At 69.8% G+C, this 26,074-nt stretch carries 31 protein-coding genes; 16 read left to right on the forward strand and 15 right to left on the reverse strand.

The genetic code is table 11. The features are described from left to right. The first annotated feature begins 5 nt into the window (after positions 1-5). Both EER30_RS34680 and EER30_RS34685 read left to right on the forward strand, forming a co-directional pair. Complete coding sequence (locus EER30_RS34680) at positions 6-830, forward strand: alpha/beta fold hydrolase (protein ID WP_127504960.1); 825 nt, start codon at positions 6-8, stop codon at positions 828-830. Between the two features lie 31 nt (positions 831-861). Continuing rightward, positions 862-1,413, forward strand: coding sequence for a DUF6328 family protein (locus tag EER30_RS34685; RefSeq protein ID WP_205650546.1), 552 nt, complete (start codon positions 862-864; stop codon positions 1,411-1,413). On the opposite strand, the gene EER30_RS34690 is transcribed toward EER30_RS34685, so the two are convergent. Genes EER30_RS34690 through EER30_RS34720 form a run of 7 tightly spaced genes read right to left on the reverse strand, consistent with a single transcriptional unit; the run spans position 1,379 to position 5,774 of the window. Further along, positions 1,379-1,987 carry a hypothetical protein gene (locus tag EER30_RS34690; protein WP_127504963.1) on the reverse strand — a complete coding sequence of 203 codons (609 nt, stop codon included), beginning with the start codon at positions 1,985-1,987 and terminating at the stop codon, positions 1,379-1,381. The genes EER30_RS34685 and EER30_RS34690 overlap by 35 nt on opposite strands. A gap of 38 nt (positions 1,988-2,025) precedes the next feature. After that, complete coding sequence (locus tag EER30_RS34695) at positions 2,026-2,448, reverse strand: Fur family transcriptional regulator (RefSeq protein ID WP_127504965.1); 423 nt, start codon at positions 2,446-2,448, stop codon at positions 2,026-2,028. Continuing rightward, positions 2,445-2,744, reverse strand: coding sequence for an ArsR/SmtB family transcription factor (locus EER30_RS34700; protein ID WP_127504967.1), 300 nt, complete (start codon positions 2,742-2,744; stop codon positions 2,445-2,447). The genes EER30_RS34695 and EER30_RS34700 overlap by 4 nt, the downstream gene beginning before the upstream one ends. Positions 2,745-2,750: 6 nt before the next feature. Beyond that, the gene (locus tag EER30_RS34705) at positions 2,751-3,623 is read right to left on the reverse strand and encodes a metal ABC transporter permease (protein WP_127504969.1); all 873 of its coding nucleotides are present in this window, start codon (positions 3,621-3,623) and stop codon (positions 2,751-2,753) included. Positions 3,624-3,668: 45 nt separating this feature from the next. Continuing rightward, positions 3,669-4,460, reverse strand: coding sequence for a metal ABC transporter ATP-binding protein (locus EER30_RS34710; RefSeq protein WP_127504971.1), 792 nt, complete (start codon positions 4,458-4,460; stop codon positions 3,669-3,671). Further along, positions 4,451-5,356, reverse strand: a complete 906-nt coding sequence (locus tag EER30_RS34715; RefSeq protein WP_127504973.1) for a metal ABC transporter substrate-binding protein — start codon at positions 5,354-5,356, stop codon at positions 4,451-4,453. Before EER30_RS34715 ends, EER30_RS34710 begins: the two co-directional genes overlap by 10 nt. 43 nt (positions 5,357-5,399) lie before the next feature. Further along, a complete protein-coding gene (locus EER30_RS34720) occupies positions 5,400-5,774 on the reverse strand; it encodes a DUF6703 family protein (RefSeq protein WP_349290901.1) in 375 nt (124 codons plus the stop codon). On the opposite strand from EER30_RS34720, the gene EER30_RS34725 reads away from it, so the two are divergent. The 3 genes from EER30_RS34725 to EER30_RS34735 are packed head-to-tail and all read left to right on the forward strand — an operon-like array spanning position 5,687 to position 7,993. Continuing rightward, the gene (locus tag EER30_RS34725; protein WP_127504977.1) at positions 5,687-6,025 is read left to right on the forward strand and encodes an antibiotic biosynthesis monooxygenase family protein; all 339 of its coding nucleotides are present in this window, start codon (positions 5,687-5,689) and stop codon (positions 6,023-6,025) included. The genes EER30_RS34720 and EER30_RS34725 overlap by 88 nt on opposite strands. A 17-nt stretch (positions 6,026-6,042) precedes the next feature. Continuing rightward, entirely contained in the window at positions 6,043-6,555 is a 513-nt protein-coding gene (locus tag EER30_RS34730) for a hypothetical protein (protein WP_127504979.1), read from the forward strand. Positions 6,556-6,613: 58 nt separating this feature from the next. Next, positions 6,614-7,993: a glycine--tRNA ligase gene (locus EER30_RS34735; protein ID WP_127504981.1), complete on the forward strand. Its 1,380-nt coding sequence runs from the start codon at positions 6,614-6,616 to the stop codon at positions 7,991-7,993. A 9-nt stretch (positions 7,994-8,002) separates the two neighbouring features. Here EER30_RS34735 and EER30_RS34740 read toward each other — a convergent pair whose 3' ends face one another. After that, the gene (locus tag EER30_RS34740; RefSeq protein WP_127504983.1) at positions 8,003-8,497 is read right to left on the reverse strand and encodes an XdhC family protein; all 495 of its coding nucleotides are present in this window, start codon (positions 8,495-8,497) and stop codon (positions 8,003-8,005) included. Positions 8,498-8,640: 143 nt separating this feature from the next. Here EER30_RS34740 and EER30_RS34745 point away from each other — a divergent pair, with 143 nt between their 5' ends. Then, positions 8,641-9,363 carry an Abi family protein gene (locus tag EER30_RS34745; RefSeq protein WP_127504985.1) on the forward strand — a complete coding sequence of 241 codons (723 nt, stop codon included), beginning with the start codon at positions 8,641-8,643 and terminating at the stop codon, positions 9,361-9,363. Positions 9,364-9,366: 3 nt separating this feature from the next. Here the strand turns inward: EER30_RS34745 and EER30_RS34750 are convergent, their stop codons facing one another. Continuing rightward, positions 9,367-9,819, reverse strand: coding sequence for a hypothetical protein (locus tag EER30_RS34750; RefSeq protein ID WP_127504987.1), 453 nt, complete (start codon positions 9,817-9,819; stop codon positions 9,367-9,369). Here EER30_RS34750 and dusB point away from each other — a divergent pair. Further along, complete coding sequence (gene dusB / locus EER30_RS34755; protein ID WP_127504988.1) at positions 9,818-10,993, forward strand: tRNA dihydrouridine synthase DusB; 1,176 nt, start codon at positions 9,818-9,820, stop codon at positions 10,991-10,993. The genes EER30_RS34750 and dusB overlap by 2 nt on opposite strands. 417 nt (positions 10,994-11,410) lie before the next feature. Here the strand turns inward: dusB and EER30_RS34760 are convergent, their stop codons facing one another. The 6 genes from EER30_RS34760 to EER30_RS34785 all read right to left on the reverse strand — a co-directional run bounded on the left by EER30_RS34760 (position 11,411) and on the right by EER30_RS34785 (position 16,266). Next, the gene (locus EER30_RS34760; RefSeq protein WP_127504990.1) at positions 11,411-12,610 is read right to left on the reverse strand and encodes an MFS transporter; all 1,200 of its coding nucleotides are present in this window, start codon (positions 12,608-12,610) and stop codon (positions 11,411-11,413) included. Positions 12,611-12,664: 54 nt separating this feature from the next. Further along, the gene (locus tag EER30_RS34765; protein WP_127504992.1) at positions 12,665-13,744 is read right to left on the reverse strand and encodes a DUF2786 domain-containing protein; all 1,080 of its coding nucleotides are present in this window, start codon (positions 13,742-13,744) and stop codon (positions 12,665-12,667) included. Between the two features lie 90 nt (positions 13,745-13,834). Next, positions 13,835-14,206: a hypothetical protein gene (locus tag EER30_RS34770; RefSeq protein ID WP_127504994.1), complete on the reverse strand. Its 372-nt coding sequence runs from the start codon at positions 14,204-14,206 to the stop codon at positions 13,835-13,837. A gap of 100 nt (positions 14,207-14,306) precedes the next feature. Next, a complete protein-coding gene (locus EER30_RS34775) occupies positions 14,307-14,795 on the reverse strand; it encodes a roadblock/LC7 domain-containing protein (protein WP_127504996.1) in 489 nt (162 codons plus the stop codon). Positions 14,796-14,829: 34 nt separating this feature from the next. Further along, positions 14,830-15,858 carry a DUF4388 domain-containing protein gene (locus EER30_RS34780; RefSeq protein ID WP_127504998.1) on the reverse strand — a complete coding sequence of 343 codons (1,029 nt, stop codon included), beginning with the start codon at positions 15,856-15,858 and terminating at the stop codon, positions 14,830-14,832. A gap of 60 nt (positions 15,859-15,918) precedes the next feature. Then, positions 15,919-16,266, reverse strand: a complete 348-nt coding sequence (locus EER30_RS34785; RefSeq protein ID WP_240670483.1) for a roadblock/LC7 domain-containing protein — start codon at positions 16,264-16,266, stop codon at positions 15,919-15,921. A gap of 303 nt (positions 16,267-16,569) precedes the next feature. Here EER30_RS34785 and EER30_RS34790 point away from each other — a divergent pair, with 303 nt between their 5' ends. The 9 genes from EER30_RS34790 (at position 16,570) to EER30_RS34830 (ending at position 25,897) form a co-directional block, all read left to right on the forward strand. After that, complete coding sequence (locus EER30_RS34790; protein WP_127505002.1) at positions 16,570-16,923, forward strand: VOC family protein; 354 nt, start codon at positions 16,570-16,572, stop codon at positions 16,921-16,923. A 21-nt stretch (positions 16,924-16,944) separates the two neighbouring features. After that, positions 16,945-18,156, forward strand: a complete 1,212-nt coding sequence (locus EER30_RS34795) for a deoxyguanosinetriphosphate triphosphohydrolase (RefSeq protein WP_127505004.1) — start codon at positions 16,945-16,947, stop codon at positions 18,154-18,156. An 11-nt stretch (positions 18,157-18,167) separates the two neighbouring features. Then, positions 18,168-20,027 carry a DNA primase gene (gene dnaG / locus EER30_RS34800; RefSeq protein ID WP_127505006.1) on the forward strand — a complete coding sequence of 620 codons (1,860 nt, stop codon included), beginning with the start codon at positions 18,168-18,170 and terminating at the stop codon, positions 20,025-20,027. Next, the gene (locus EER30_RS34805) at positions 20,024-20,554 is read left to right on the forward strand and encodes a hypothetical protein (protein WP_127505008.1); all 531 of its coding nucleotides are present in this window, start codon (positions 20,024-20,026) and stop codon (positions 20,552-20,554) included. The genes dnaG and EER30_RS34805 overlap by 4 nt, the downstream gene beginning before the upstream one ends. Positions 20,555-20,650: 96 nt before the next feature. After that, complete coding sequence (locus tag EER30_RS34810) at positions 20,651-21,565, forward strand: ABC transporter ATP-binding protein (protein WP_127505118.1); 915 nt, start codon at positions 20,651-20,653, stop codon at positions 21,563-21,565. Further along, the gene (locus EER30_RS34815; RefSeq protein WP_127505010.1) at positions 21,565-22,323 is read left to right on the forward strand and encodes an ABC transporter permease; all 759 of its coding nucleotides are present in this window, start codon (positions 21,565-21,567) and stop codon (positions 22,321-22,323) included. The genes EER30_RS34810 and EER30_RS34815 overlap by 1 nt, the downstream gene beginning before the upstream one ends. A gap of 2 nt (positions 22,324-22,325) precedes the next feature. Beyond that, the gene (locus EER30_RS34820) at positions 22,326-23,135 is read left to right on the forward strand and encodes an ABC transporter permease (RefSeq protein WP_127505012.1); all 810 of its coding nucleotides are present in this window, start codon (positions 22,326-22,328) and stop codon (positions 23,133-23,135) included. A 142-nt stretch (positions 23,136-23,277) separates the two neighbouring features. Continuing rightward, positions 23,278-24,399, forward strand: coding sequence for a YihY/virulence factor BrkB family protein (locus EER30_RS34825; RefSeq protein ID WP_127505014.1), 1,122 nt, complete (start codon positions 23,278-23,280; stop codon positions 24,397-24,399). 244 nt (positions 24,400-24,643) lie between these two features. Next, a complete protein-coding gene (locus tag EER30_RS34830) occupies positions 24,644-25,897 on the forward strand; it encodes an ROK family transcriptional regulator (protein ID WP_127505016.1) in 1,254 nt (417 codons plus the stop codon). Positions 25,898-26,074: the final 177 nt, after the last annotated feature.

The following is a 26,074-nucleotide window of genomic DNA, read 5'->3' on the forward strand; positions in this document are numbered from 1 at the left end:
ATCACATGCGGCATATCGATGCCCGCGGTTTGACCTTCGATCTGTACGAGGGCGGCCCGGACGACGGTGATTCGGTGCTCCTGCTGCACGGCTTCCCGCAGGACCATCGCGAGTTCGATCTGCTCGCGCCCCGGCTGCACGAGGCCGGCCTCAAGACGTACGCCCTGAACCAGCGCGGCACCTCACCCGGCGCCCGCCCGTCCGGCGTCGACGCCTATCGCATGACCGAGGCGGTCGCCGACGCGGTGGCCGTGCTCGACGCCCTCGGTGTTCAAAAAGCGCACGTCATCGGGCACGACTGGGGTGCGATCGTCGGCTGGTGGCTGGCCGCTGGACACCCCGAGCGGGTGCGCTCGCTGACCGCCGTCTCGGTGCCGCACCCCAAAGCCCTCTCCCTCGCCCTGCGCGTGCGTGCCTCGCAGCGCGCGCGAATGGCGTACTTCAAAGTCTTCCAGTCGCCGGTGGCCGAACGGCTGCTGCTCGCGGGCGACGGCGCCCTGCTGCGGGGCATGCTCAAACCGATCGGGGCCAGAGGCATCAAGTACGTCGAGGAGATGCGCGACGACCCGGGCCGGCTCACCGGCGGCCTGAACTGGTACCGAGCCAGCCCCTCCGGCTCGCCCGAGGGGCCCGGCATCGTGCGCGTGCCCACCACGTACGTCTGGAGCGACAAGGACGGCGTGGTTTCGCTGACCGCCGCGCTGCGCACCGCCGACTGGGTGGAGGCCGACTATCAGCTGGTCGCTCTGCGGGGCGTGAGCCACTGGATTCCCGAGCAGGCGTCCGGCGCGTTGGCCGACGCGGCCCTCGAACGTATCGGCCGAGTTTGATTCGCGTTCACTTTGGGGAATCGCCACCGTCATGGTGGCAGAGAAGGCGCGCATCAAGCCCGAGACCGAGAAGCAACGCTGGGACCGAAACTTCGCCGACCTCCTTCAGGAGCTGCGGGTCGCCCAGACCGGCATCCAGATCCTGTTCGCCTTTTTGCTGACCCTCCCGTTCAGCAGCGGGTTCCCCGACGTCACCCAGTTCCAGAAGGACACGTACGTGGTGGCGCTGCTGGCCGCCGCGGGCGCCACCGCGATGATCATCGCGCCGGTCGCGTTCCACCGGGCGTTGTTCCGTCAGGGCCGCAAGCCCGAGCTGGTGCGTTACGCCCACCGGATGGCCAGCGGCGGGCTCGCGTTCCTGCTCGTCTCGATGGTCGCCTGCGTCCTGCTCGTCACCGACTTCATCCTCGCCCGCTGGATAGCGTTCCTGTTCAGCGCGATCACCGCGGTCTTCTTCCTCACGTTCTGGGCGGCCATCCCGTGGTTCCGCCGCAACTGGATCGACGAGGACGACGAGGAGGAGAACGAGGAGATCAGCGGCTCGGGTGTCAGCGGCGCGGCCCCCGCAGCCCGAGACTCCTGAGCTCGAGCTCGGCCAGGGCGTCGACCGCCTCGGCGTCGCCGTTGCGCCAGCTCTGCGCGATGTCGGGGCCGAGCTTGGCCAGGTTGTTGAGCGGCTGGCTCGCGAGGGCGCGCAGGGCCAGCAGGTCGCGTCCGGCGGGCTGATCGCGTACGGCTGAAGCGACCGCGGCCCGGCGCATCCACCGCACCCGCAGCGGGAGCCAGAGGAAAAGCACGAGCGCGAACGGAACGGCCACCGCGATCAGCGCCACGACCAGGGCCATCGTGTCGACGACCTCCTGCGTCTGGCGCCCGGCCTCGGCGATCGACCGGGCCGCCGACGCCGCCCCGTTGAACGGCTTGACGAGCTGGTCACCGACGAGCGGGACGCCCCCGACCCGGTTGCCGGCGTCGGTCAGGTTGTCGGCGATGCCACCGCCCGCGCTCTCCAGCCGCTGGCCGGGCACGCCGAGTTTCTCGACCATGTCGTTGACCCACAGGGCCGCCCGGATCCACAGATAGACCCAGAGGACCACGATGATGTCGGTGAGGATCTGGCGTACGGCGGTGGGCAGCCGGTCGGCATAGGGCTTCACGTGGGTAGCGTCCCACAATGGACAAGTCTTCAGTCAGGTCAAGGGGCGGTGGTCGGGGGCTTGGTCGCGCACTCCGGGCAGGTTCCGAAGATCTCCATCGTGTGGGAGACGTCCTTGAAGCCGTGCTGCGCGGCGACCCGCTCGGCCCACGACTCGACCGCCGGACCCTCGACCTCGACCGCGCGTCCGCAGTCACGGCAGACCAGGTGGTGGTGATGTCCCTGACCGCAGCGGCGGTAGAGGTGCTCGCCGCCCGGCGGGCGCATCACGTCGATCTCGCCGGCGTCGGCCAGACCCTGCAGCGTGCGGTAGACGGTGGTCAGGCCGACCCGTTCACCCCGCTCACGCAGCATCGCGTGCAGTTCCTGGGCGCTGTAGAAGCAATCGGCCTCGGCGAGCACGGCGCTCACCGCGGTGCGCTGCTTGGTGTTGCGCAGCGCGGCATTCGTCTCCACGTTCACGTGCGGACCTCCCTCGCATGACTGACCGCGTCCGCCACGATATGTGCCACGTGGTCGTCCACCAGCGAGTATGCGATCTCCCGACCCCGTCGTGCACCTCTGACCACGCCCGCGCCGCGCAGAACCCGCAGATGCTGGGAGACCAGCGGCTGCGGCGCCCCGAGCTTCTCGACCAGTTCGTGCACGCAGCGCTCGCCGGCGCCCAGCTCGGCCACGATCGCGACCCGGATCGGCGCGCTCAGGGCCCGCAGCAGCTCGCCGGCTGACTCGTACGCCTCGTAACCGCTCGTCGTCATCGGACCTCAGGCTTTCTGCAGGACGACATCGGGCGGTTCGATCTCGCGTGGTGGTTCGGCGCGCCGCCTCTGCACGACCCGCCAGCCCACCGCCCCGACCGTCAACGCGACGAAGACGGCCAGCGCCAGGACTACGGTAGTCGCCCCGGGCGGCGTATCGGCCTCGGCGGAGACGACGATCCCGGAGCCTGCGGCGAACAGGCCGATCGCCATCGCCGCGGCCATCGTCGTACGGAAGCCTCGGGTGACCTGCTGGGCGGCGGCAACCGGGATGACCATCAAAGCCGAGATGAGCAACAGGCCGACCGTACGCATCGCGATCGTCACCGTCACCGCGGTCGTGACCGCCATGAGCAGGTTGAGCGCGCGCACGGGCAGGCCGCTGACCTTGGCGTACTCCTCGTCGTTGGACACCGCGAACAGCGCCGGCCGGAACATCAGCATGGCGAACAGCACCGCCCCGCCGAGCACGGCGATCACGGCGATGTCCTGCGGCGACGTGGTGATCAGCGAGCCGAACAGGTATTGCACGAGGCTGTTGCTGCTGGCGTCGTCGCTGAGCGAGACGAGCACGACGCCGCCCGCGATGCCGCCGTAGAACAGCAGCGCCAGGGCCAGATCGCCCGACGTGCGGCCGCGCTCGCGGATCAGCTCGACGCCGACCGCGCCGATCGCCGCCACGATCACCGCCGTGAGCACGGGGGACTGGTTGAGCAGCAGGCCCACGCCGACGCCGGTGAGCGCGACGTGACCGATGCCGTCGCCGATCAGGCTCAGCCGGCGTTGCACCAGGTAGATGCCGAGCGACGGTGCGACCAGACCGATGATCAGCGCCCCGGCCAAAGCTCGCATCATGAAGTCGTACTGGAAGAGATCGATGGCCCTTAGTCCTTTCTTGGGTGGCGGGCGGGGCGGTTGGACGGCTCAGTTCGCCGCGATCCGGTCGGTCGGGGCCCACTCGCAGATGCCCGCGGCGGGCTGCACGGCGTGCGGGTGCACATGGTCGTGATCGGGCTCGGCGTGGTGACCGGCCGGCTCGGGCGGCGGGCCCTCGTAGGCGATGCGGCCCTCGTGCACGACGACGGCCCGGTCGATCAGCGGCCGCAGCGGGCCGAGCTCGTGCGCGACCAGCAGGATCGTGCCGCCCTCGGAGCGGAACCGGCCCAGCGCGGCGGCGAACGCCTCCTGGCTGCCCGCGTCGACCCCGGCGGTCGGCTCGTCGAGCACCAGCAGGTCGGGCTTTCCGGCCAGGGCGCGGGCGATCAGCGTGCGCTGCTGCTGGCCACCCGAAAGAGTGCTGACCGGGTCGCTGTAACGGTCGAGCAGGCCCACGGCGGTGAGCGCGTCCTTGACCGCCTGCCTGTCGGCCGCGCCGGCCATGCGGAAGATTCCACGCCGCGCCAGCCGGCCCGACGAGACGACCTCGCCGACGGTCGCCGGGACGCCGCTGCCCGCGCCGAGCCGCTGCGGCACGTAGCCGACCCGGGCCCAGTCGCGGAACTTCCGCTGCGGGGTGCCGAACAGGTCTATCTCGCCCCGGCGCAGGGGGACCAGGCCGAGGATCGTACGGATGAGGGTGGATTTTCCGGAGCCGTTGGCGCCCAGGACGGCGACGACCTCGCCCGGCTCGACGGTCAGCGACACGTCGTGCAGGATCTCGCGGCCCTCGTAGCCGACGGCGGCTCTTTTGACTTCGACGACGCTTGTCACTTGCATCCCAACCCGGCGGTCAGCGCGGCCAGATTTTGCCGCATCACGGAGAAGTAATCGCCCTTCTGGTCGACGAGGCCCTCGAGCGGGTCGAGCACGGCGGTCTTGGCGCCGACCTCACGGGCGAGCGTTTCGGCCACGGCCGGGCTCACCAGAGTCTCGAAGTAGATCGTCGTGGTGCCGGTCTCGCGTGCCTCCTTGGCCACCGCGGCGAGCCGCTGCGGCGAGGGTTCGGCCTCGGGCGAGATGCCGGTGATACCCACCTGGTGCAGGTCGTAGCGCTCGGCCAGGTAGGCGAAGGCGGTGTGGCTGGTCACCAGCTCGCGGCGCTCGCAGGTCTTGAGCGTGTTCGCGAACTCGGTGTTCAGCGCCTCCAGCTCGCCGACCAGGGCGTTGGCCCGGCCGGTGTAGTCGGCGGCGTGCGCGGGGTCGGCCTGGCCCATCCGCTCGGCCAGCTTGCCGGCGATCGTGGCGAAGCGCACCGGGTCGAGCCAGACGTGCGGGTCCTCGCCGCCGGCGGCTTCCTCGTGCTCGTGGCCGTGCTCCTCCTCCCCGTCAAGTTTCAGGAGGGGTACGACCGAGGCGGCGTTGAACGACTTGTCCTTGGCCTCGAGGTTGATCGCCTCGTCGACGGCGGGCTGGAAACCCTTGATGTAGACGGCCAGCCCGGCCTGGGCCACGTCGCCGACCTGGCGCGGGGTGAGCTCGATGTCATGCGGCTCGGCGCCCGGTTTGGTGAGGTTGGTGACGCTGACCATGTCGCCCCCGATCCGCTCGCTGAGGAACTGCAGCGGATAGAACGCGGTGACGACCTGGAACTTCCCGTCCGCGGTCGCGGCCTGACCCCCGCAGCCGGCGAGGGCGGCGAGCATGAGAAGAGCGGCGAGCAGCGGGCGGCGCATGTTCCCACTGTCTCCGACAATGATAATGATTGTCAAAAGCTTGTTATATGGCCTTCGCTACTACGACCGCGAGCAGCAGCGCCAGAATGATCAGCCGCAGCACCCGGGTCGAGGCCTTCTGCACCGACCAGGTCGTGTAGGTGAGCAGGGCGAGTCCCAGCGCGAGTAAGAAGAGCAGGGCGGCGCCGACGATGCCGGGCAGGAAGAGGCCGGCCAGCATCACCACGAGCGCGGCCACGAAGGCCGCCGTCGGGTTCGTCTTCGACAGACGCCGTAGAAGGCTGTCGGACGGTTGCACAGGCTTGCTCCCTCGCTGCGTACCCTCGTCGCATGTTGGTGCTGAACCGCTTCGTCGTGCCCTCGTCCGACACCGAGTTCGTCGAGCAGGCGCATACCGCCCTCGCCGCCCTCGCCGCACGACCCGGTTATCTCTCCGGCCGGCTGACCCGCGCCCTCGAAGACCCGGCCTGCTGGATCCTGGCCACCGAGTGGGAGTCGGTCGGAGCCTACCGGCGCGCGCTGGGAGGCTTCGACGTCAAGGTGCACGCCACCCCGCTGCTCGCCCGCTCGGTCGACGAGCCGTCCGCTTTCGAGACGCTGGCCGCCGCCACACCCGGTGGCGAGGTCGAGGTGGCCGAGAGCGACCGGGCCGCCGAGCCGTGGCGCTGACGACTACTGTTGGCCGCATGACGACGGCGCCTCACGTTCCCGCCCCGCCGCCGGGGCCGGGTGTCCAGCCGCCGTTCCCCGCGCCGCCCGTCGAGGGCCGGGGCAAGCGTCTCGGCTGGAGCCTCGGCATCGGCGCCGGCGTGCTCGCGCTCATCTGCGGCGGGGGTCTGGCCGCGCTGATCGGGCTGGGCACGTCCATCCAGGGCGCGATCGACGAGCAGGCCCACGCGGCCGTCGACGGTTATCTGAGCGCCTTGAAGGCCGAGCGCTACGACGACGCGTACGACCAACTCTGTCAGCAGGCGCGGGACGAGCAGACGATCTCCGAGTTCCGCACCCGCGCCGAGACGACCGAGCCGATCGTCTCGTGGACCCTGGGCGACCTCGTGACACGCGGCAACGCTGTTCAGGTCGACTACGTCCTCCCGGTCGCGGCCACCTATCGCGACGGCGACGTGCGCAACATCGAGGCCACGCTCGGGCAGAACACGAAGACGGGCCAGTTCGAGGTGTGCGAGCTCGGAGAGTAATCTCGCTGTTTGTCCCGATCGCCGACTCTCGCCGACACCCAGCCGGCGTAGGAGGAACATGCCCGCCGACCGCATCGATGCCGTCGTCAGCCTGGCCAAGCGCCGTGGCTTCGTCTTCCCCTCCAGCGAGATCTACGGAGGAACCCGCTCGGCCTGGGACTACGGTCCGCTGGGCGTGGAGCTGAAGGAGAACGTCCGCCGCCAGTGGTGGCGCACGATGGTCCAGCAGCGGGACGACATCGTCGGCCTCGACTCCGCCGTCATCCTCGCGCGTGACGTGTGGGCCGCCTCCGGTCACCTCGACGCGTTCGTCGACCCGCTGACCGAGTGCCAGTCGTGCCACAAGCGTTTCCGCGCCGACCACCTCGAGGAGGCGTGGGAGGCCAAGCACGGCGCGCCGCCCGCCTCGCTGCAGGAGCTGAACTGCCCGAACTGCGGCAACAAGGGCACCTTCACCGAGCCGAAGATGTTCAACGGCCTGATGAAGACCTACCTCGGGCCGACCGAGAGCGCCGAAGGCCTGCACTACCTGCGGCCCGAGACCGCGCAGGGCATCTTCGTCAACTACAACAACGTGGCCACGGCCGCCCGCAAGAAGCCGCCGTTCGGCATCGCCCAGATCGGCAAGAGCTTCCGCAACGAGATCACCCCGGGCAACTTCATCTTCCGCACGCGAGAGTTCGAGCAGATGGAGATGGAGTTCTTCGTCGAGCCCGGCTCCGACGAGACGTGGCACGACTACTGGCTCCAGGAGCGCTGGAACTGGTACCGCGACCTCGGCCTGTCCGAGAGCAACCTGCGCTTCTACGAGCACCCGGCCGAGAAGCTGTCGCACTACTCGAAGCGTACGGTCGACATCGAATACCGCTTCCAGTTCGGCGGTACGGAATTCGCCGAGCTCGAGGGCGTCGCCAACCGGACCGATTTCGATCTGTCCACCCATTCCAAGCACTCCGGGGTCGACCTCTCCTACTTCGACCAGGAGAAGCAGGAACGCTGGGTGCCGTACGTGATCGAGCCGGCCGCCGGTCTCACCCGCGCGGTGCTGGCCTTCCTGCTCGAGGCGTACGACGAGGACGAAGCCCCCAACACCAAGGGCGGCGTCGACAAGCGCACGGTCATGCGGTTCGACCCGCGGCTGGCGCCGGTCAAGGTGGCGGTGCTGCCGCTGTCGCGCAACCCCGAACTCTCGCCCAAGGCGAAGGGGCTCGCGGCCGACCTGCGCAAGCGCTGGATCGTCGAGTTCGATGACTCGCAGGCGATCGGCCGCCGCTACCGCCGGCAGGACGAGATCGGCACCCCGTTCTGCGTCACGGTCGACTTCGACACGCTGACCGACGACGCGGTGACAGTTCGCGACCGCGACACGATGAAGCAGGAGCGGGTCGCCCTCTCCCAGATCGAGGACTACCTGATCAAGCGCCTTCCGGGCTGCTGACCTGCTTAATCAGAAGTCGAACCCGCCCGGTCGGCCGTTACGGTCGGCGATGAGCCCGGCCAGGGTCGCCACGGCGATCTCGGCCGGGGTCCTCGACCCGATGTTCAGGCCGATCGGGCGGTGCACCCTCGCGATCTCGTCGTCGGGGACGCCCAGCTCGCGCAGCAGGCCCACGTGCGGGCCCTCGATCGTCGGCTTCCCGACGATCCCGATCCACCGGGCCGGCGAGGCCAGCGCCTTCTGAAGCACGCCCCCGATCTCGGCCCGATGGTGGTCGCTGAGCACCACGTCGGTGGACTCGTCCAGACGTGCCGTGTCGAGATCGTGCACGACCCGGTCGCCGTGTGCGCGTGGCGTGCCCTGCAGGCGGCTCTCGTCGGGCTCGACCAGCACGGCCTGGAACCCGAGCTCCACCGCGAGCCGCAGCATCACCTCAGCCACCGGCGATTCGAACACCACCACGAGGCGGCGTCGCGCCGGCCCGTTCCGCTCCAGATCTCCCACGCCGGAAACTCTGCCAGATCTCGGCCCGCGACGCGTTCAACCGACGGCTCGGCCCGTCTCAGGGGTGGATGCGCGACAGGTTTACGGGGGACTAGAGTCGGCGGTGGCCGAACAGGGTCCGGACAGTCGGAAACCCCGGCCGCATGCAAGCAGAGGCTGTCCGGGGTCTTCGTGGTGAAGACTACCGCGCGAGGGAGCGGAGGTCCAGGAAAGTGCGTACTGAATTAACCGAAATAGCGGTAATGACCCGTCGGCTGTCCCCCGAAAGACTGACGCCTTACGCGATTGCCGCCGGTGGTGACATCGCCGACGCTCTCGAGCTTTACGTCTGGAACGCGAAGGTGTCGGCTGCGCTCGGCGCGACGATAGGTCACGTGGAGGTGGTTCTGCGCAACGCCGTACACGAGAACCTGACCGAGTGGTCGGTCCGCCGATTCGGCGAACCGAAGTGGTACCTGGACGTCGGCCGCCTCCTTCAGCAGCGTGCGGTCGAGGACATCCGAGTGGCGCGGCAGCGAGCGCGCCGTGGCGGCCAGCGCACGGAGACGCCAGGCCGAGTGGTGGCCGAACTCAATCTCGGATTCTGGCGCTACCTGCTGGCCAGCCACTACGACGGGACGCTCTGGCGGCAGACGCTGCATGAGGTCTTTCCGGGTCAGAGCCGGCGCAGGATCATTCATGACGCGTTCGAGGTGTTGCACCTCTCACGGAACCGGCTGGCGCATCACGAGCCGATGTTCAACCGGCCGATCGCCGACATACGCATAACAGCGTTGGCGCTCGCCGGGTGGGTGTGCCCGGTCAGCCGTGGCTGGATCGAGCGGCGATGCTCGGTCGAGTCGTTGCTGCGCCGCCGACCGGCCTGAACCTCACCCCGCGGCCGCGGAGGACTGGGCATCCCACATGCTGATGACCACGCCGAGGGCGAAGACCTGCAACGAGCGAGGAAGGGTCGGAAGCTCGACCTCGATGTCACCGCGCCAGACGTTGGTCTTGCGGATGGAACCGACCCTGGTGTCGCCCAGAACCAGCTCCTCCTCGCTGTGCCAGATGGACTTGCGCCGGAAGGCGTAGGTCTGGCCGCCGGCCTCGACCGACCAATGTTTGCGGCCGACCCGGTCGGCCGACGCGAGGACCGCGCCGAAATCGTCGGTCATGGTGTATTTGGTGCCCCAGGTGTTCGAGCGAACCTGGAAGCGCTGCCCGTCGAGCAGGAACTCGCCGCCGCTCTTCCACGTCGAGCTGTCCCAGGTGGTGATCTCGCGGCCCCGGTCGGTGACGAGATAGTTGCTCTTCCAGACGCTGAGCTTCCGGGCCTCCATGCGATCAGGGTACGGAAAGCGGGCAACTATCCTCGTAGGCGTGACTGCACCGCTCAAGCTCGGCGACCGCGCCGTCAACCCGCCCGTTGTGCTCGCGCCGATGGCCGGCATCACCAACGTGGCCTTCCGGCGGCTCTGCCGGGAACAGGGCGGCGGCGTCTACGTCTGCGAAATGATCACGACGCGGGCGCTGGTCGAGCGGATCCCCAAGACGCTCCAGATGATCGCCTTCGCCGAGGACGAGGACTTCCGCAGTCTTCAGCTCTACGGCGTCGACCCGGACGTGACGGCGGCCGCCGTGCGCATGGTCGGCGAGGACGGGCTGGCCGACCACATCGACCTCAACTTCGGCTGCCCGGTGCCCAAGGTGACCCGGCGCGGCGGGGGAGCGGCCCTCCCGTGGCGGCGGAAACTGTTCGGGCGAATCGTCACGCAAGCCGCGGCGGCCGCGCGCGAATACGGCATTCCGCTCACGATCAAGATGCGTAAGGGCATTGACGACGACCATTTGACGTACGTCGAAGCGGGTTTGATGGCCCAGGAGGCGGGCGTCGCCGCGGTGGCGCTGCACGCGCGCACGGCCGAACAGCGCTACTCGGGCAACGCCGACTGGGACGCGATCGCGACCCTCAAGCAGGCGCTCGACGTGCCGGTGCTGGGCAACGGTGACATCTGGGAAGGCTCCGACGCGCTCCGCATGGTCGAGCACACCGGCGTCGACGGCGTCGTGGTCGGGCGCGGCTGTCTGGGGCGGCCGTGGCTGTTCGCCGACCTGGAAGCGGCGTTCACGCACGGCGCCGACTACAAGCCCGTGCTGCCGGCGCTCGGCGAGGTCGCCAAGATCATGTCCCGGCACGCGGAACTACTGGTCGACGCGCTCGGCGACGAGAAGCACGGGTGCGCCGACTTCCGCAAACACGTCGCCTGGTACCTGAAGGGCTTCCCGGTCGGCGGCGAACTACGGCGGCGGCTCGCGATGATCTCGTCGCTGGCCGAGCTGGACGACCTGCTGGGCAAGCTCGACCCGGGCGAGCCGTTCCCGGTCGAGGCGCTGGGGCAGCCGCGGGGCCGGGTGAACGCGCCGGGCAAGGTCACGCTGCCCCACGGCTGGCTCGAAAGCCGCGACGACGACACCGTGCCCGAGGGTGCGGAGGTCGAGAACAGCGGCGGCTGACCGCCTTCGGTCGCCGCGTCGCCGCGCCGCATTCCAGGACGTCGGCCCGCCCACGGCTTCTTTCGCCGCGCTCGATTCCCGGGAAGTAGGCCTTTCCGCTTGTTGCCGTCGTGTCCGATCCGGGATTAAGGCCGTTCCGCAGTTGATCAATTTGGTAACCCTTGATCTAGGTGCCTCGATCGCGGCTGAGGGGCCTCCTTCCTGGATCTCGGATTGATCATGGAAACGAGAGGCCTTTTTGCTGGTAATTGCGGCCGGGTTTTGTGCTTGGCGACGAATGCGCCGCTGGGACAGGGCGCGCAGTGCGGACCGCGACCCCTGCCGGTCCGGTGAGGGGTTCGACGACCGGTCGCTGAGGCCGTGCAGCGGAGGCCCGTCCAAGGGCTGAACGGGACAGATCTTCACACCGGATGCTGTCTAACGGCGGGCGATCGCGGCGGTGAGCAGCAGGGGTGCGGCGCACAGGGCGAAGAGCACCGCCAAGGGCAGATCGACCGCGAACGACGCGTACAGCAGCACGGCGAAGACCTCGCCACCGAAGCCGGCAACCGACAGCACCGTGCTTCGCGCCGGGCCGGTGATCATGTCTTGGAGACGGGTCTCCGAGCGGATGATCGAGTACTCGAGAACGCCGAAGGCCGCCGAGACGGCGATCATGCCGAACAGGTGGGGTACGAGCGCGCCCACGGCGAGCATCGCCGCGGCGGCGGGCAGAGCGGCGGCCAGCGGGAAACGACGTGAGGCGAGCGCGCTTCCGGCCGCCATGGCCAGCGCGGTCAGTGCGTACAGAAGAGGCACGGCTGCCGTCGAGGCTCCCTTGTCGCGGGAGAGCAGCGGCAGGTATTCGTCCAGGGCTGTGAAGCCCGGGATCAGGGACGCGACCAGTACGGCTCGCCCGACCCGCCGTGAGCTGAGAGCCTCGCGAACCCCGCCGCGCAGCAGTAGCCAGTAAGAACTGTCTTCCGAATCAGAAATATCCGAAAAGTCGCGAGCTTCGTGCGTGGCAATCGGGTCAGGCGCGCTGGATTGGTCAGAGGTGTTAGAGGGAGTGGAGGTGCTGGAGGGAGCGGGGGTGCTGGAGGTGGCAGGGGGAGTGCGCGTGGCTTCGGGCAGGCGTAGTGCCAAGCCTGCCCCCACCAGCTTGATCGCGACGCTCAAGGCGCCCACGAAGACATAGCCCCCCACCTGCCACGCCGGGGTGGCGAGCAGGGTGGCGGCGAGCATGGCGAGGATCGCGATCGTGCCGCCGCGGCCGACGAACCGTGCGTAGTCGCCGGCGCGCCCGGTGGCGGCCAGGTCGTCGTACACCAGGGCCTCAAGGGATCCTGAGGCGAATGAGCCGCCCAGACCCCAGAGCACGAAGCCCACGGCGAAACCCGGGTAGGTCGGCCACAGGATCCAGATCAGGAAACCCGCAGCCGTCAGCAGCTCACCGAGGGCGTAGAGCCGGCGCCGCGACCAGGCGTCAGCGAGCGCGCCGGACGGTACCTCGGCCGCGAACGCCACCACCGACCAGATCACGAACAGCGACGAGACCTGGGCAGTCGTCAGGCCGGTGTCGGCGAACAGCAGCGCGTACACCGGGTAGAGCGGCACGGCCTCGGAACAGGCACGCACCGCGTAATAGGTTCAGCGTCAAACCGGATGCATGAGCCCAGTCTGCACCCCGTGTCAACGCAGTTTTGCCTCGTCAGCGGCCGCGCGGCCGGACTCCCACCCTTCGAGGCTGTCGACGCGGCTTCCGCGCGAACGCACCGTGCGCGGGAAGGCCTTCTGCATTGCCTCTTGCACCTGCAGGTCTCGGCTGCGCAGCACCGGGAGCAGGGAGGGGACCGCGGCGATCTCGTGCCGGGTCGCCTGCGCGAGCCGCTCCCCGATGCGTACGGCGTAGGCCACCAGGAAGCTGCGCCGGAACGCCTTGATCCTGGCTTTTCCCTTGGCCGGCTCGTCGCGCGCCATCGCCCGGTTCGCCTGCACCAGCAGCGACGTGTAGAGCAGTTCGACCCCGTCGATGTCGGCGTCGAAGCCGAAGACGGTCGAGAAGCCCAGCTCGGGCGACCACACCGTGTGACAGTGGTTGGCCCTGGCCACCGCGTCGAGCAGTGAGGCCTTCTCGCTCTCGTAGGGGTGATCGACGCCGATCCGCCGCGCGAACGGCACCACTTCGGCCCGATCGACGCTGGTCAGCGCTTCTTCGATGCTGTGCCGGGCGATCAGTTCCTGCGCCTTGGCCGAGTATGCCTCCGCCTCGGCGGGGAAGTCGGTCGACTCGGCTTTGGCCAGCAACGCCCGCACCCGCTCGAGCATCCGGCTGTCACCGGAAATATGCGGGTTCGCCCAGACCGTTCCGGGCGGCGGGATCAGCACGTCGATCAACGGCAGCCGCCGCAGCGCGATCAGCAGCCCGAGCGACGAGTCCAGCAGCGTGATGCGATCAGGCCGACGCGGCCCGGAAGACAACGACGAGGCCTGAGCCGTCCAGCGAGGATCAACATCCGAGAAGCGTTTCCCGTACGCCGTTGAGGCGTCCGCGACCAGCCCGGCCTTGACCGGATCACCGAGGCGGGCGACCACCCGGTGCAGCTCGGCCGGCTGCCACCCACCCTTGAAGAGCCGCTCGAACGCGTCGCGCAGGGACCCCGAGAGCTCGGCGTCGACCTCGGCCGCGGGCGCGACGGTCAGCGCGTCGAGACCGGCTTCGTACCCGATCGAGCCGCCCACGACGTCGCGGACGATCTGGGACACGGGCACAGCTCAAACAGTAGAGACACGGGTGGGGAGGACCAACGTGGCCCTCCCCACCGAGCAGACGTGCGGTCGTGCAAAACGGCGAAAGCAGACTCAGACGTCCATGTCGTTCTCGATGCGCTTGAGCTGGTGCCGGGCCATGGCCAGGTTCGACCGGTCGCGACGCAGCGCCACATAGAGGAACAGCCCCTTGCCGGCCCGGCTCGTCAGGGGCCGGATCAGGTGATATTGGCTGTCCAGGGTGATGAGGATGTCCTCGATCTTCTCGGTGATGTTGAGCATCTCCATTGCCCGCAGCTTGGCCCGCACCACGTCGGTGTTGCCGGCCGCGGCGACCGTCAGGTCGAGGTCCTTGCCGCCGCCGACCGTGCCGAGGGCCATGCCGCTCGTGTGGTCGACCAGCGCGACGCCGACGGCGCCGTCGATCTCCATGATCTCCTTGAGTGCGGTGTCCATGTCAGCCATGGAAGGTTCCTCCGTTGCGGTGGGATGGCGGTCCGCCCGGACGGCGGAACCGGTTGTGCGGGGAGCCGGACGGCTCGGCCCGCGCGGGGAGCCGGACGGCTCAGCCCGCTGCCTGCCGACGGCGGGCGTTGGTCGACAGGGTGGACATCGGGGTCCGCCGCGTCAGCGGACCGGTGGGTCCCGCCTGTTGCGGGATCTCCGGGCGTGGGGCCGGCTTGCCCTCGAGCTTCAGGATCCGGGTGAGCCGGCGTACGCATCGGCGCGCCTCGAGGTGCACCATGGCCAGATTCGCGTCGCCGGAGGTGACCAGGGTGAGCAGGGCGTTCGGGCCCGCCGTGTACGAGGTGATGTAGCCGCGATCGCACTCGACCACCGACTCGCGCAGCTCGCCGTGGTTCACCGCGTGGGCGAAGCGGCGGGCCAGCGCGAGGTGCGCGGCGGCCAGCGCGGCGATGCTGTCCGGCTCGATGCCGTGCGCGTCGTGGGCGACCACCAGCCCGTCGGTGGTGGCCAGCACGCTGCCGGAGAGTTCATGCACCCGGCCTCGCAGGCGGTCGAGCTCGTCGAGCACCGCCGGATCCACCATCATCCTCGGTCTCTCTTTCTCGTCGGGGGTGCGCGGGTCACCGCAGCGCCCTCAATGCGGTGCGGATGCGCTTGAGCAGGACTTCGTCGGTGCCCTGATGGGCCGGCGGGGGCTCGCCGGCGACCTCTTTGGGCAGCTTGGCCCCCGGTTTGCGGCGGGCCAGCCGCGGCGGCCGATAGACGGCCTGGTTGGCCCCGGCGATTTCGACCGACGGCGCCGGTTCGACCGGCTCGACCAGCAAGTGCCGGGGTGGGTCCGGGGCGGGGTCCGGGGGTGGCACCGCGGCCGTGGCCCGCGCGGCGGCGACCACCGGCACCGGGCGCTGCACGTCGGCCGCCGCGCCCCGGGCCTGGGGAAGCCGTACGAACTCGGGGTTCTCGGAGCGCACCTCGGGCAGCTCGAGCAGCCCCATCGCCGCCATCCGCCGCAGCTCCTGGATCGTCGCGTAACCGGCCCGGCCCAGCAGCAGCGCCAGGTCGGCCGGAGTGCGCTGGCCGTCCGCGTTCACCAGTAGCTCCCACTGCGGGGCGGTCAGCGTGATCCGCTCGCGGGGCGGGCGCGGCACCGCGGCGACCGCGGCCGTGTCGACCCGCGCGTCCGGGAAGATCTCGTCGAGCAGGCGGATCCGCCGGGTCACCTCGCGGCGCAGCGCGGCCGGGTCGACGTGCACGATCGGGCCCAGCCAATGCGTCGCCCCGATCAGGAAGTCGACCGGCGCCGAGGCGGGCGAGAGCACGAAGTACGCCGCGTCGTAGATCGCGCCCAGCACGCACAGCTCGAGCTCGCCCTGGGTGAGATGGCCCTGCTCGACCAGCAGCCGCCCGACCCGGGCCGTCGAGGTGCCCAGGTCCAGCGCGTTCTGCCAGGTGCGCCCGGCCAGCCGGCCCGAGGCGGTGAGCAGTTCGCCGACCCCGGGCGCGGCCGGTGACTCGGCATAGATGACCCGGCCCTCGAGGACGTAGACCGCGCCGCCCGGGTGGCCCCCGACCACCAGGACACCGGTCTGCCGCTCGCCGGCCACCTGCGTGAGCAGGCGCCCCGGCGCGGCCGTCTCCGCGGCTGTCACGGTCACTCCTCATCCCCGTCCCGGTCGGTGTCACCGGCCCGCCCGTCGGTGGGCTTGTCGCTAACTCGCGACCAGTTCGTCGGCGAGCTTCTGCATGCGGCGGCGGGCCACCGCGAGGTTGCCCATCACCCGGTCGAGCCAGACGTAGAGCACGAGCCGGCTGTCGAAGTCGGTCTGCACCATCCGCAGCAGGTGATAGCCGCCCGCGGTCGTGATGATCAGGTCTTCCAGCAGGTCGTGCGGCAGGGCCGAGACGAACAGCGAGCGGCTGTTCGCGGCCTGAACCACGTCGGCGGTGCCGGCCGCCGCGGCCTCGTGATCGGCATTCGGTGCGGCTCCCGTCGTGGCGACCGGGAAGCCGGTGGTGTAGTCGACGATGCTGGCGCCGACGGCGCCAGGGATCGCCATGGCCTCCTGTAGACAGTGGTCGACGCCGGGCACATCACTCCTCAGCGCTGCGCTGGTCCCGCCGGGCCGTGCCCCGTTGCCGCGGCCCCCGGTTCAGTTCCGGCGGTGCTCCGCTTACGGTCGCCTCGCCGTCACCGTGGGCCATCCTCCGGCCACGGCCAGAGAGCCAGTCGCACCCGCTGTGCGTCATGGTCGCCCGGTCGAGGCGGCGTGTCCGGCCGGGCACACTGAAGCGTGCGCAACCGCGCCCCGCCGGACATGGGCGCGTAACATGATCGCCACTTCTCGATGAAGGAGACGTGTATGCCGAGCCAATGGGAGCAGATCGTCGTCGACGCCGCGGACCCCGCGCGGCTGGCCCGTTGGTGGGCCGAGGCACTCGGCTACGTGATCGTGAACGAGTCGCCCGACGAGGTCGAGATCCGCCGCAGCCAGACCGAGCTCCCCGGACTGCTGTTCCTGCAGGTCGCCGAGCCCAAGGCGGGCAAGAACCGGCTGCACATCGACCTGCGCCCCGACGATCAGGAGGCCGAGGTCGAGCGCCTCCTCGACAAGGGCGCGCGCCCCACCGACATCGGTCAGCGCGACGTGAACTGGGTGGTGCTCGCCGATCCCGAGGGCAACGAGTTCTGCGTCCTGGAGTCCAAGCGGGAGTAGGGGCCGCATAGGGTTGATCCCATGACGGCGTTCGACGCCCAGCGGTGGATCAGCGAGCCGGCCAAGGACAGCGGCTACGGACGCACCCCCTACCAGCGCGACCGGGCCCGGGTGCTGCACTCCGCCGGGTTCCGCCGGCTCGCCGCCAAGACCCAGGTGCACATCGCGGGGTCCGACGACTTCCTGCGTACGCGTCTCACCCACTCGCTCGAGGTGGCTCAGATCTCCCGCGAGATGGGGGAGCGCCTCGGCTGCGACCCCGACGTGGTCGACGTGGCCGGGCTCGCCCACGACCTGGGCCACCCGCCCTTCGGTCACAACGGCGAGCGCGCTCTGCACGAGGTCGCCGAGCCGTGCGGCGGCTTCGAGGGCAACGCGCAGACCCTGCGGGTGCTCACCCGGCTCGAGGCCAAGGTGCCCGGCGCCGGGCTCAACCTGACCCGGGCCTCCCTCGACGCGACCTGCAAATATCCGTGGCCGCTCGAGCCGGGACGGCGCAAGTTCGGGGTGTACGCCGACGACCGTCCGATCTTCGACTGGATCCGCCCGCCCGGCCTCGGCGAACGCCGCTGCCTGGAGGCGCAGGTCATGGACTGGGCCGACGACGTGGCCTACTCGGTGCATGACGTCGAGGACGGCGTCCACGGCGAATACGTGAAGCTGCGCCCCCTGCTGCACGACGCCGACGAGCGCGCCGCCCTGGTCGCCGACGTCGCCGCCACCTATTCCGACGAGCCTGCCGACGAGCTGGCCGCCGCCCTCGACCACCTGCTCGCCGATCCGGTGGTGTCCGAGGTCGCCGGATATGACGGAAGTTACCGCGCCCAGGTCAGCCTCAAACGGATGACCAGCGTCCTGACCGGCCGTTTCGTCGCCTCCGCGGTCGGCGCGACGCAGAGCCGTTACGGTACCTCGCCGGTGCGCCGCTACGACGCCGACCTGATCGTGCCGCGCACTGTGCGTAACCAGTGCGCCCTCCTCAAGGGCATGGCGTTGCGCTACGTGATGCGGGCGCGGCCGCCGGGGTGGTACGAGGAACAGCGCGTCGTCCTGACTGAGCTGGTGCACGCGCTGATACGTACGCCCTCGGCTCTTGACCTGGTCTTCTCGCCTCTTTATGAGGCTGCGGAGAGTGACGCGCAGGCGTTGCGGGTGGTGATTGATCAGGTGGCGTCGCTCACCGACACGGCCGCGGTGAACTGGCACCGGACCCTGGTGGCAGCCCGAGCCTGACACGAGGCAGGATGTATGCCGTGGTGGGCAGGGTCAAGGACGAGGACATCGCGCTGGTCCGCGACCGCACGTCGATCGCCGACATCATCAGTGAGTCGGTGACGCTGCGCTCCGCGGGCGGTGGCAACTTGAAGGGGCTGTGCCCCTTCCATGACGAGAAGACGCCGTCGTTCACGGTGGCGCCGGCTCGCGGCGTTTACTACTGCCACGGCTGTGGCCAGGGTGGCGACGCGATCAAGTTCCTGATGGACGCCGAGCACCTGTCGTTCATGGAGTCGATCGAGCGGCTGGCTTCCCGCAGCGGCATCCAGCTACGGTATGAGACAGACAATTCGCCCAGTACGCCGCGCCCCCAGACCGGGCAGCGGCAGCGGCTACTGGCGGCCCATCTCGCGGCGACCGACTTCTACCGCGACCAATTGGGTACGGCGGGAGCGCGCAAGGCCCGCGAGTTCCTGGCCCAGCGCGGCTTCGGGCGCGACGCCGCCGAGAAGTACGGCTGCGGTTTCGCTCCCGACTCGTGGGACGCGCTCGCCAAGCACCTGCGGCAGAAGGGCTTCACCGCCGAAGAGCTGAACAGTGCCGGTCTGACCAAGCCGGCCCGCTCAGGCTCGCTGATCGACCGGTTCCGGCGCCGGCTGCTGTGGCCGATCCGCGACCTCTCCGGCGACGTGATCGGCTTCGGCGCGCGCAAGCTGTTCGACGACGACGACGGCCCGAAATACCTGAACACGCCCGAGACGCCGCTCTACAAGAAGTCGCACGTGCTCTACGGCATCGACCACGCCAAGCGTGAGATCGCCAAGCGCGGCCGCGCGGTCATCGTCGAGGGCTACACCGACGTCATGGCCTGTCACGAGGCCGGCGAGCCGACCGCCGTCGCGACCTGCGGCACGTCGTTCGGCATCGACCACATCGGGGTCCTGCGGCGCCTGCTGATGGACAGCGACAGCTTCACCGGCGAGATCATCTATACGTTCGACGGCGACGCGGCCGGGCAGAAGGCCGCGTTGCGCGCCTTCGAGGAAGATCAGCGTTTCGTCGGGCGTACGTTCATCGCGGTCAGCCCCGACAACATGGACCCCTGCGAGCTGCGGCTGGCCAAGGGCGACCTGGCCGTCCGCGACATGATCGCCGGCCGCGAGCCGCTGGTCGACTTCGCGCTGCGCCACACGATCTCCCGCTTCGACCTGGACACGGTCGAGGGCCGGGTCGAGGCGATGCGCCGGGCCGCCCCTCTAGTCTCCAAGATCAAAGACCGCGAGAAGAGGCCCGAGTACGCCCGTAAGCTCGCGGCCGATCTGGGCATGGATCTCGAGCCTGTGCAACGCGCGGTGAACTCGGCACTGCGCGGTCAGTCCGAGCCCGAGCCGGCCCGGGCGCGGGCCGTCGCCGAGGCGCCGCAGCGTCTGGTCGAACGCGAGTCGCTCAAGCTGGCGCTGCAGGAACCGGTACTGGCCGGCCCGGTGTTCGACGTGGTCGGCGCCGAGAATTACGCCGACCCGCTCTACAACAGCGTGCGCGTCGCGATCGAGGCGGCCGGCGGAGCCTCCTCGGTGTCGTCGGGCGGCGTGGTCTGGATCGAGAAGGTGCGCGACAGCTGCGGCGATCTGGGCGGGCAGGGGCTGATCTCCGAGCTCGCGGTCGAGCCGTTGCGCGTCGACGGTGCCGTCGACCCCCACTATGTGCAGGTGACGCTGGCCCGGCTGCAGGTGGGCGCGGTGACGACCCGCATCCGCGACCTGAAGTCCAAGGTGCAACGGGTCAACCCGGTGGCCAACAAGGACGCCTATCTGGCCCTGGCCGGTGAGCTCTTCTCCCTCGAACAGCAGGCTCGAGCCCTGCGTGACCAGGCGGCAGGTGGACTGTGAACTTCCTTCGGCGTCGGCCCTCGCTCCCCGCGGCCCTCAAGCCCCGGCTGGGCCCCGATGAGCGGGTCGTGGCGTGGTGCCTGGTCTCCGACGACCGGGCGGTGGTGGCCACCAATCACGGCCTGTGGCTGCCGGGTGTGGCGGCGCCGCTGGGTTGGCACGACATTCACAAGGCGGCGTGGTCGGGCCGCGAACTGCGGATCACCCCGGCCGAGGTGGCCGAGGAACGCGACGGCTACACCGTGCTGGTCGACGGGCCGGTCCTGACGTTCCTGCTGCTCGCGCCGGGGGAGCTGCCCGACCAGGTGCGCACCCGGGTGACGAAGTCGGTGGCCTACACGACCCATCACCCGCTGGCCTCGGGCTCGGGCGGCGTGCGGGTCGTGGGCCGCCGGATCCCGGGCCGCGACGGGCTGACGTGGGCGGTGCGCTACGACTCGGGCACCCCGGTCGAGCTGTCCGCGGTGGTCGAGCTGACCGACCAATTGGTGTCGACGGCGCAGGGGACGATGGCTCCGCCCGACTGAAATCGGTCGTTCTTGTCGTACCCCCGCCCTAGGGTCATTGCCGTGGAACCCCATCCGACCGCCCCGCCCGCCGCCCAAAACCCGACTGAAGACTTTCTGATTCACGCGCGCGGCCTGGTCAAGCGGTTCGGCGACTTCACGGCGGTCGACGGCATCGACGTCGATGTGCGCCGGGGTGAGGCGTTCGGCTTCCTCGGGCCCAACGGGGCGGGCAAGAGCTCGACCATGCGCATGATCGGGTGTGTCTCCCCGCCCACATCCGGGGTGCTCGAGATCCTCGGGCTCGATCCCCGGCGCGACGGCCCGCGCATCCGGGCCCGGCTCGGCGTCTGCCCCCAGCTCGACAACCTCGACATCGAGCTGACCGCGCGCGAGAACCTGACGACCTATGCGCGCTTCTTCGGCATCGGGCGCCGCGAGGCCCGGCGCCGCGCCGACGAGTTGCTCGAGTTCGTGCAGCTCGCCGAGCGTGCCGACAGCAAGGTCGAGCCGTTGTCGGGCGGCATGAAACGGCGGCTCACGATCGCCCGCGCGATGGTCAACCAGCCCGAGGTGGTGCTGCTCGACGAACCCACCACCGGCCTCGACCCGCAGGCCCGCCACCTGGTGTGGGAACGGTTGTTCCGGCTCAAGCAGCAGGGCGTGACGCTGGTGCTGACGACCCATTACATGGACGAGGCCGAGCAACTCTGCGACCGGCTGGTGGTGATGGACGGCGGCCGCATCGTGGCCGAGGGCTCACCGCGCGAGCTGATCGAGCGCTACTCGACCCGTGAGGTGGTCGAGCTGCGCTTCAACGCCGACGACCAACGGGCGTACGCGGAAAAGCTGGACGGCATCGGCGAGCGGCTCGAGGTGCTGCCCGACCGCGTTCTGCTCTACGTCGACGACGGTGACGAGGCCACGGCCGAGGTGCACCGGCGTTCGCTGAGCCCGGCGAGCGTCCTCGCCCGGCGCAGCAGCCTGGAAGACGTCTTCCTGCACCTCACCGGCCGGACGCTGGTCGACTGATGACCGCCATGCTCTCCGTCCTCGAGTTCCACCTGGTCAACTACCGGCGCACCTGGCGGTCCAGCGCGCTGACCACCCTGGTCATGCCGCTGCTGGTCATGCTCGGCTTCGGGGTCGGCGTGGGCGCCTATGTGGAGGGCGGCGTCGGTGGCGTGCCCTACCTCGACTGGATCGTGCCGGGCCTCATCGCGTCGACGGCGTTGCAGGCGGCGGTCGGCGAGGCCACCTGGCCGGTGTTCAGCTACTTCGAGTGGCTCAAGGTCTATTTCGCGCAGGCCGCGGCCCCGCTGCGAGTGGCCGACATCCTCGGTGGACATCTCGCCTTCATGCTCTTCCGCATCGTGCTCAGCGCGGCGGTGTTCCTCGCGGTGGCGGCCGCCTTCGGCACGCTGCACTCGTGGTGGGCGCCGCTCACCCTGGTGGTCGCGCTGCTCGTCGGTCTGGCCGTCGCCGCGCCCACGGTGGCCTACGCGGCGAGCGTCAGCAGCGACAGCTACCTGATCATCCTGATGCGGTTCGCGGTGCTGCCGATGTCGCTGTTCTCCGGGGTGTTCTTCCCGATCGGGTCGCTGCCCGAGCTGCTGCGCTGGGTGGCCTACGTGTTCCCGCTCTGGCACGGCGTCGAGCTGAGCCGCGACGCGATCCTCGGCACCAGCCCCGGCCTCCTCGGCCTGGTGCACGTGGCCTGCCTGCTGGCCTGGTGCGCGGCCGGCTGTCTGCTCGCCCACGTCCGTTTCCGCCGCCGGCTGGTGATCTGATCATGGTGACGTTGGTGCTGCCCCGGCTGATCTCGTTCGAGGGCATGAGCCGCCGGGCGGCCTCGGTGACCGAGCGCAACCTGTCGACGCTGCGCTCGGCCTACTGGGTCGTGCTGGTGTCCGGCTTCCTCGAACCGGTGCTCTACCTGTTCTCGATCGGCGTCGGGGTGGGCGCGCTGATCGGCGACATCAGGCTGCCCAGCGGCGAGGTGGTCGGCTACGCCGAGTTCGTCGCCCCGGCCATGCTCGCCGCCGCGGCGATGACCGGCGCGCTGTCCGAGACCACGTTCAACTTCTTCGGCAAGATGAAGTTCGTCCGGCTCTACGAGGGCATCCTGGCCACGCCGGTGCGCCCGATCGAGATCGCGCTGGGCGAGCTGGCCTGGGCGATGGTCCGCGGGCTGATCTATTCGGTCGCCTTCGTGGTCATCATGGTGCTGCTCGACCTCACGACCGCCGCCCGCGCCCTCGCGATGCTGCCCGCCACGCTGCTGATCGGGATCGCCTTCGGCGCGCTGGGCATGGCCGTCTCCACGATCATCCGCAGCTGGCAGGATTTCGACCTCATCGCGGCCGGCCAGTTCGCCCTGTTCCTGTTCTCCGGCACGTTCGTCCCGCCCACCGGCTATCCCGCGGTGCTGCGCTGGCTGGTCGAGGTGACCCCGCTCTACCGCTCGGTCGACCTCGTGCGGGCCCTTAGTACCGGCACGACCGGCTGGCTCCAGGCGCTCGACGTGGCCTATCTGCTCGCCCTCGCGGCCCTCGGCCTGACGGTCGCCGGCCGCCGCATGGAGCGCCAGCTCTGCAAGTGAGGACCGGTCCTCCGGGAGAAGGAGGTTAGGGCGGCTTGGTGGCGGGCATCACGTCTGTGGGCCGTTGTGGCACGTCGCGGGCGGGGTGAGGCGACGCGGCGAACGGCCCGCACCGAGGACGCTGGGCGCCTGGAGGGCACCGATGAAACTGCGGCACAAGCACGACGACGAGAACGCGTCGACCCGCGTCAACGGCTCACCCGAGGCCGCCCGCGAGCGCTCCGGGGACGATTACGACGTGGACGCCGCCGCGACCACGCGCACCGGCGACGACCAGGAACGTGATCTCTCTGCCGTGCCGCCCGACGCCGGCCCGAAGAGCCCGGCCCAGCTGCGGGGCAAGGGCCTTGTGGCCGCCCTGAAGCGAACGGCCAAGCAGTTCTCGAGCGACAACGTCACCGACTGGGCGGCCGCGCTGACCTACTACGGCGTGTTGTCGATCTTCCCCGGGGCGCTGGTGCTGGTGTCCATTCTCGGGCTGCTGAGCAACGACGGCCAGCAGACCGTGAAGGACACCGTCGGCCAGATCGCGGGCAACAACGCGGAGATCCAGAACCTGGTCGACACGGTGCTGAACCAGGTGTCGGACTCCGGCACGGCCAGCTTCGCGGCGATCGTCGGTCTGGTGCTGGCCTTCTGGTCGGCCTCCGGCTACGTCGCCGCCTTCATGCGCGCCTCCAACGCCGTCTACGACGTGCCCGAGGGCCGCCCGATCTGGAAGACGCTGCCGATCCGTGTCGGTGTCACCGCGGTCATCGGACTGATGCTCATCATCTCGGCGTTCATCGTCGTCTTCACCGGTGAACTCTCGCGGGTCGTCGGCGAGAAGATCGGCCTTGGCGACGCGGCCGTCACGGCGTGGAACATCGCCAAGTGGCCGGTGCTCGTGATGCTGGTCAGCCTGATGTTCGCGATCCTCTACTGGGCCTCGCCCAACGCGAAGACCGGCGGGTTCCGCTGGGTCAGCCCGGGCGGCATCTTCGCCGTCGTGCTGTGGCTGGTTGCCTCCGGCGCGTTCGCGCTCTACCTGGCCAACTTCGCCGACTACGGCAAGACGTACGGTGCGCTGGCGGGTGTCATCGCGTTCCTGGTCTGGCTGTGGATCTCGAACATCGCGATCCTGCTCGGCGCCGAGTTCGACGCGGAACTGGAGCGGGGACGCGCGATCGCGGCCGGCCATGATCCCTCCGACGAGCCTTTCCTGGAGCTGCGCGACGACCGCAAGCTCAAGAAGGGCAGCGAACAAGGCTTGAGTACGAAGTAACCTCCCCCCGCGAAGCCCCGGCCGATCAGGCCGGGGCTTCGCGCGTTCCAGGGGCCATGATCAGGGACGGTGACGGACGGAAAGGTCTTGGTCAACCAGCCGTTAGCACCGGTACTTTTGCCGCGAGAGACAAAAGTTTGTAATGATCTTCAAGAAGGTATGGACTCCGGAGCGGCAACGCGCCTACTGTGACGGTCACAACACCGAGGGGTTACCCCGGTGTTAAGCGCCTCCGGAGGTTCCTGTGTACGTCGCCGACGCCCCCCACTTGCGGGTCCTGCGCCTGCTGCGGGACGAGGGCCCGGTGTCGCGAGCCGAGTTGGGCGACCGCCTCGAGCTTACCCGTCCGCGCTTGATCGCCGAGGTTGATCGCCTGGTCACGGCCGGTTTGATCGCCGAGGCGGGCATGGCCGCCTCCCGGGGTGGGCGCCGCTCGACCCTGGTCGAACTCAACCCCCGACTTCGGTTCGCCGCGGTCGATCTGGGGGCCAGTTCGATCGACATAGAGGTCGTCAACGGACGCCTCGAACCGGTCGCTACTTACCGCGAACCGTCCGACATCCGCTCGGGTCCGCGGACCATACTGCAACGGGTCAACGAGCTGCTTCACAAGGCTCGCACCGACGGTGCTTACGACCGGCTCGACGCTGTCGGCATCGGTGTTCCGGGGCCGGTGAGTTTCCGCGACGGCGTCCCGGTCTCGCCCCCGATCATGCCGGGCTGGGACCGCTATCCCGTCCGCGAGCTTCTCGCCCGCGAGCACGGCTGCCCCGCCGTCGTCGACAACGACGTGAACATCATGGCGATCGGCGAGCGGCACGGCGGCGTCGCGCACTCGGTCGACGACTTCCTTTTCGTCAAGATCGGTACGGGCATCGGCTGCGGCATCCATCTGGGTGGCACGGTCTACCGCGGGGTCGACGGCTGCGCGGGCGACATCGGCCACATACAGGTCGACGCCGGCGGTCCGGTCTGCTCGTGCGGCAACACCGGCTGTCTCGAGGCGTTGTTCAGCGGGTTCGCCTTGGCCCGCGACGCTCTCGCGGCCGCCCGCTCCGGTGAGTCCCCGGCCCTGGCCGAGCGTCTCGCCGCCTATCAGGCCGCGGCCCGCGCCGCGGCCGGCGAGTCGGCCGCCGACCAGGCGGGCGACGAGGAGCGGGTGGAACCGAACATCACCATCACCGCGCGCGACGTGGCCGACGGCGCTGCCGAGGGCGACGTCACGTGCATCCGCCTGATCCGCGAGGGGGGCCGCCGCGTCGGCGGTGTGCTCGCCACGCTTGTCTCCTTCTCCAACCCTTCGATGATCGTTATCGGCGGGGGCCTGGCCCAGCTGGGCCACGTGCTCCTCGCCGAGATCCGCAGTGTGGTCTACCGCCGGTCGCTGCCCCTGGCCACCGGCAACCTCCCCGTTGTCCTTTCGGAGCTGGGCAGCAGGGCGGGCGTCACCGGCGCCGCCGTGCTGGCCAGCGACACGGCATTCGAGCAGGCGTCATGACCATTCCTTCCCGCGACGGCCGCACGCCGGCCGATCCGCCCCACCAGCCGACGTCCGAGCACGCCTCCCCCGTGGAGGCGACCGACCAGGCGGCCGAGTCCGCCGTCGCGACCCCACCGTCCGGGGCCGCGGCGGCGGGGGTCGCGCTGCGCACTCCGCAGGAGACTCCGCCACCGC

Origin of the sequence: Actinoplanes solisilvae (assembly GCF_003999975.1) — a bacterium.
Taxonomy (GTDB): Bacteria; Actinomycetota; Actinomycetes; order Mycobacteriales; family Micromonosporaceae; genus Actinoplanes; species Actinoplanes solisilvae.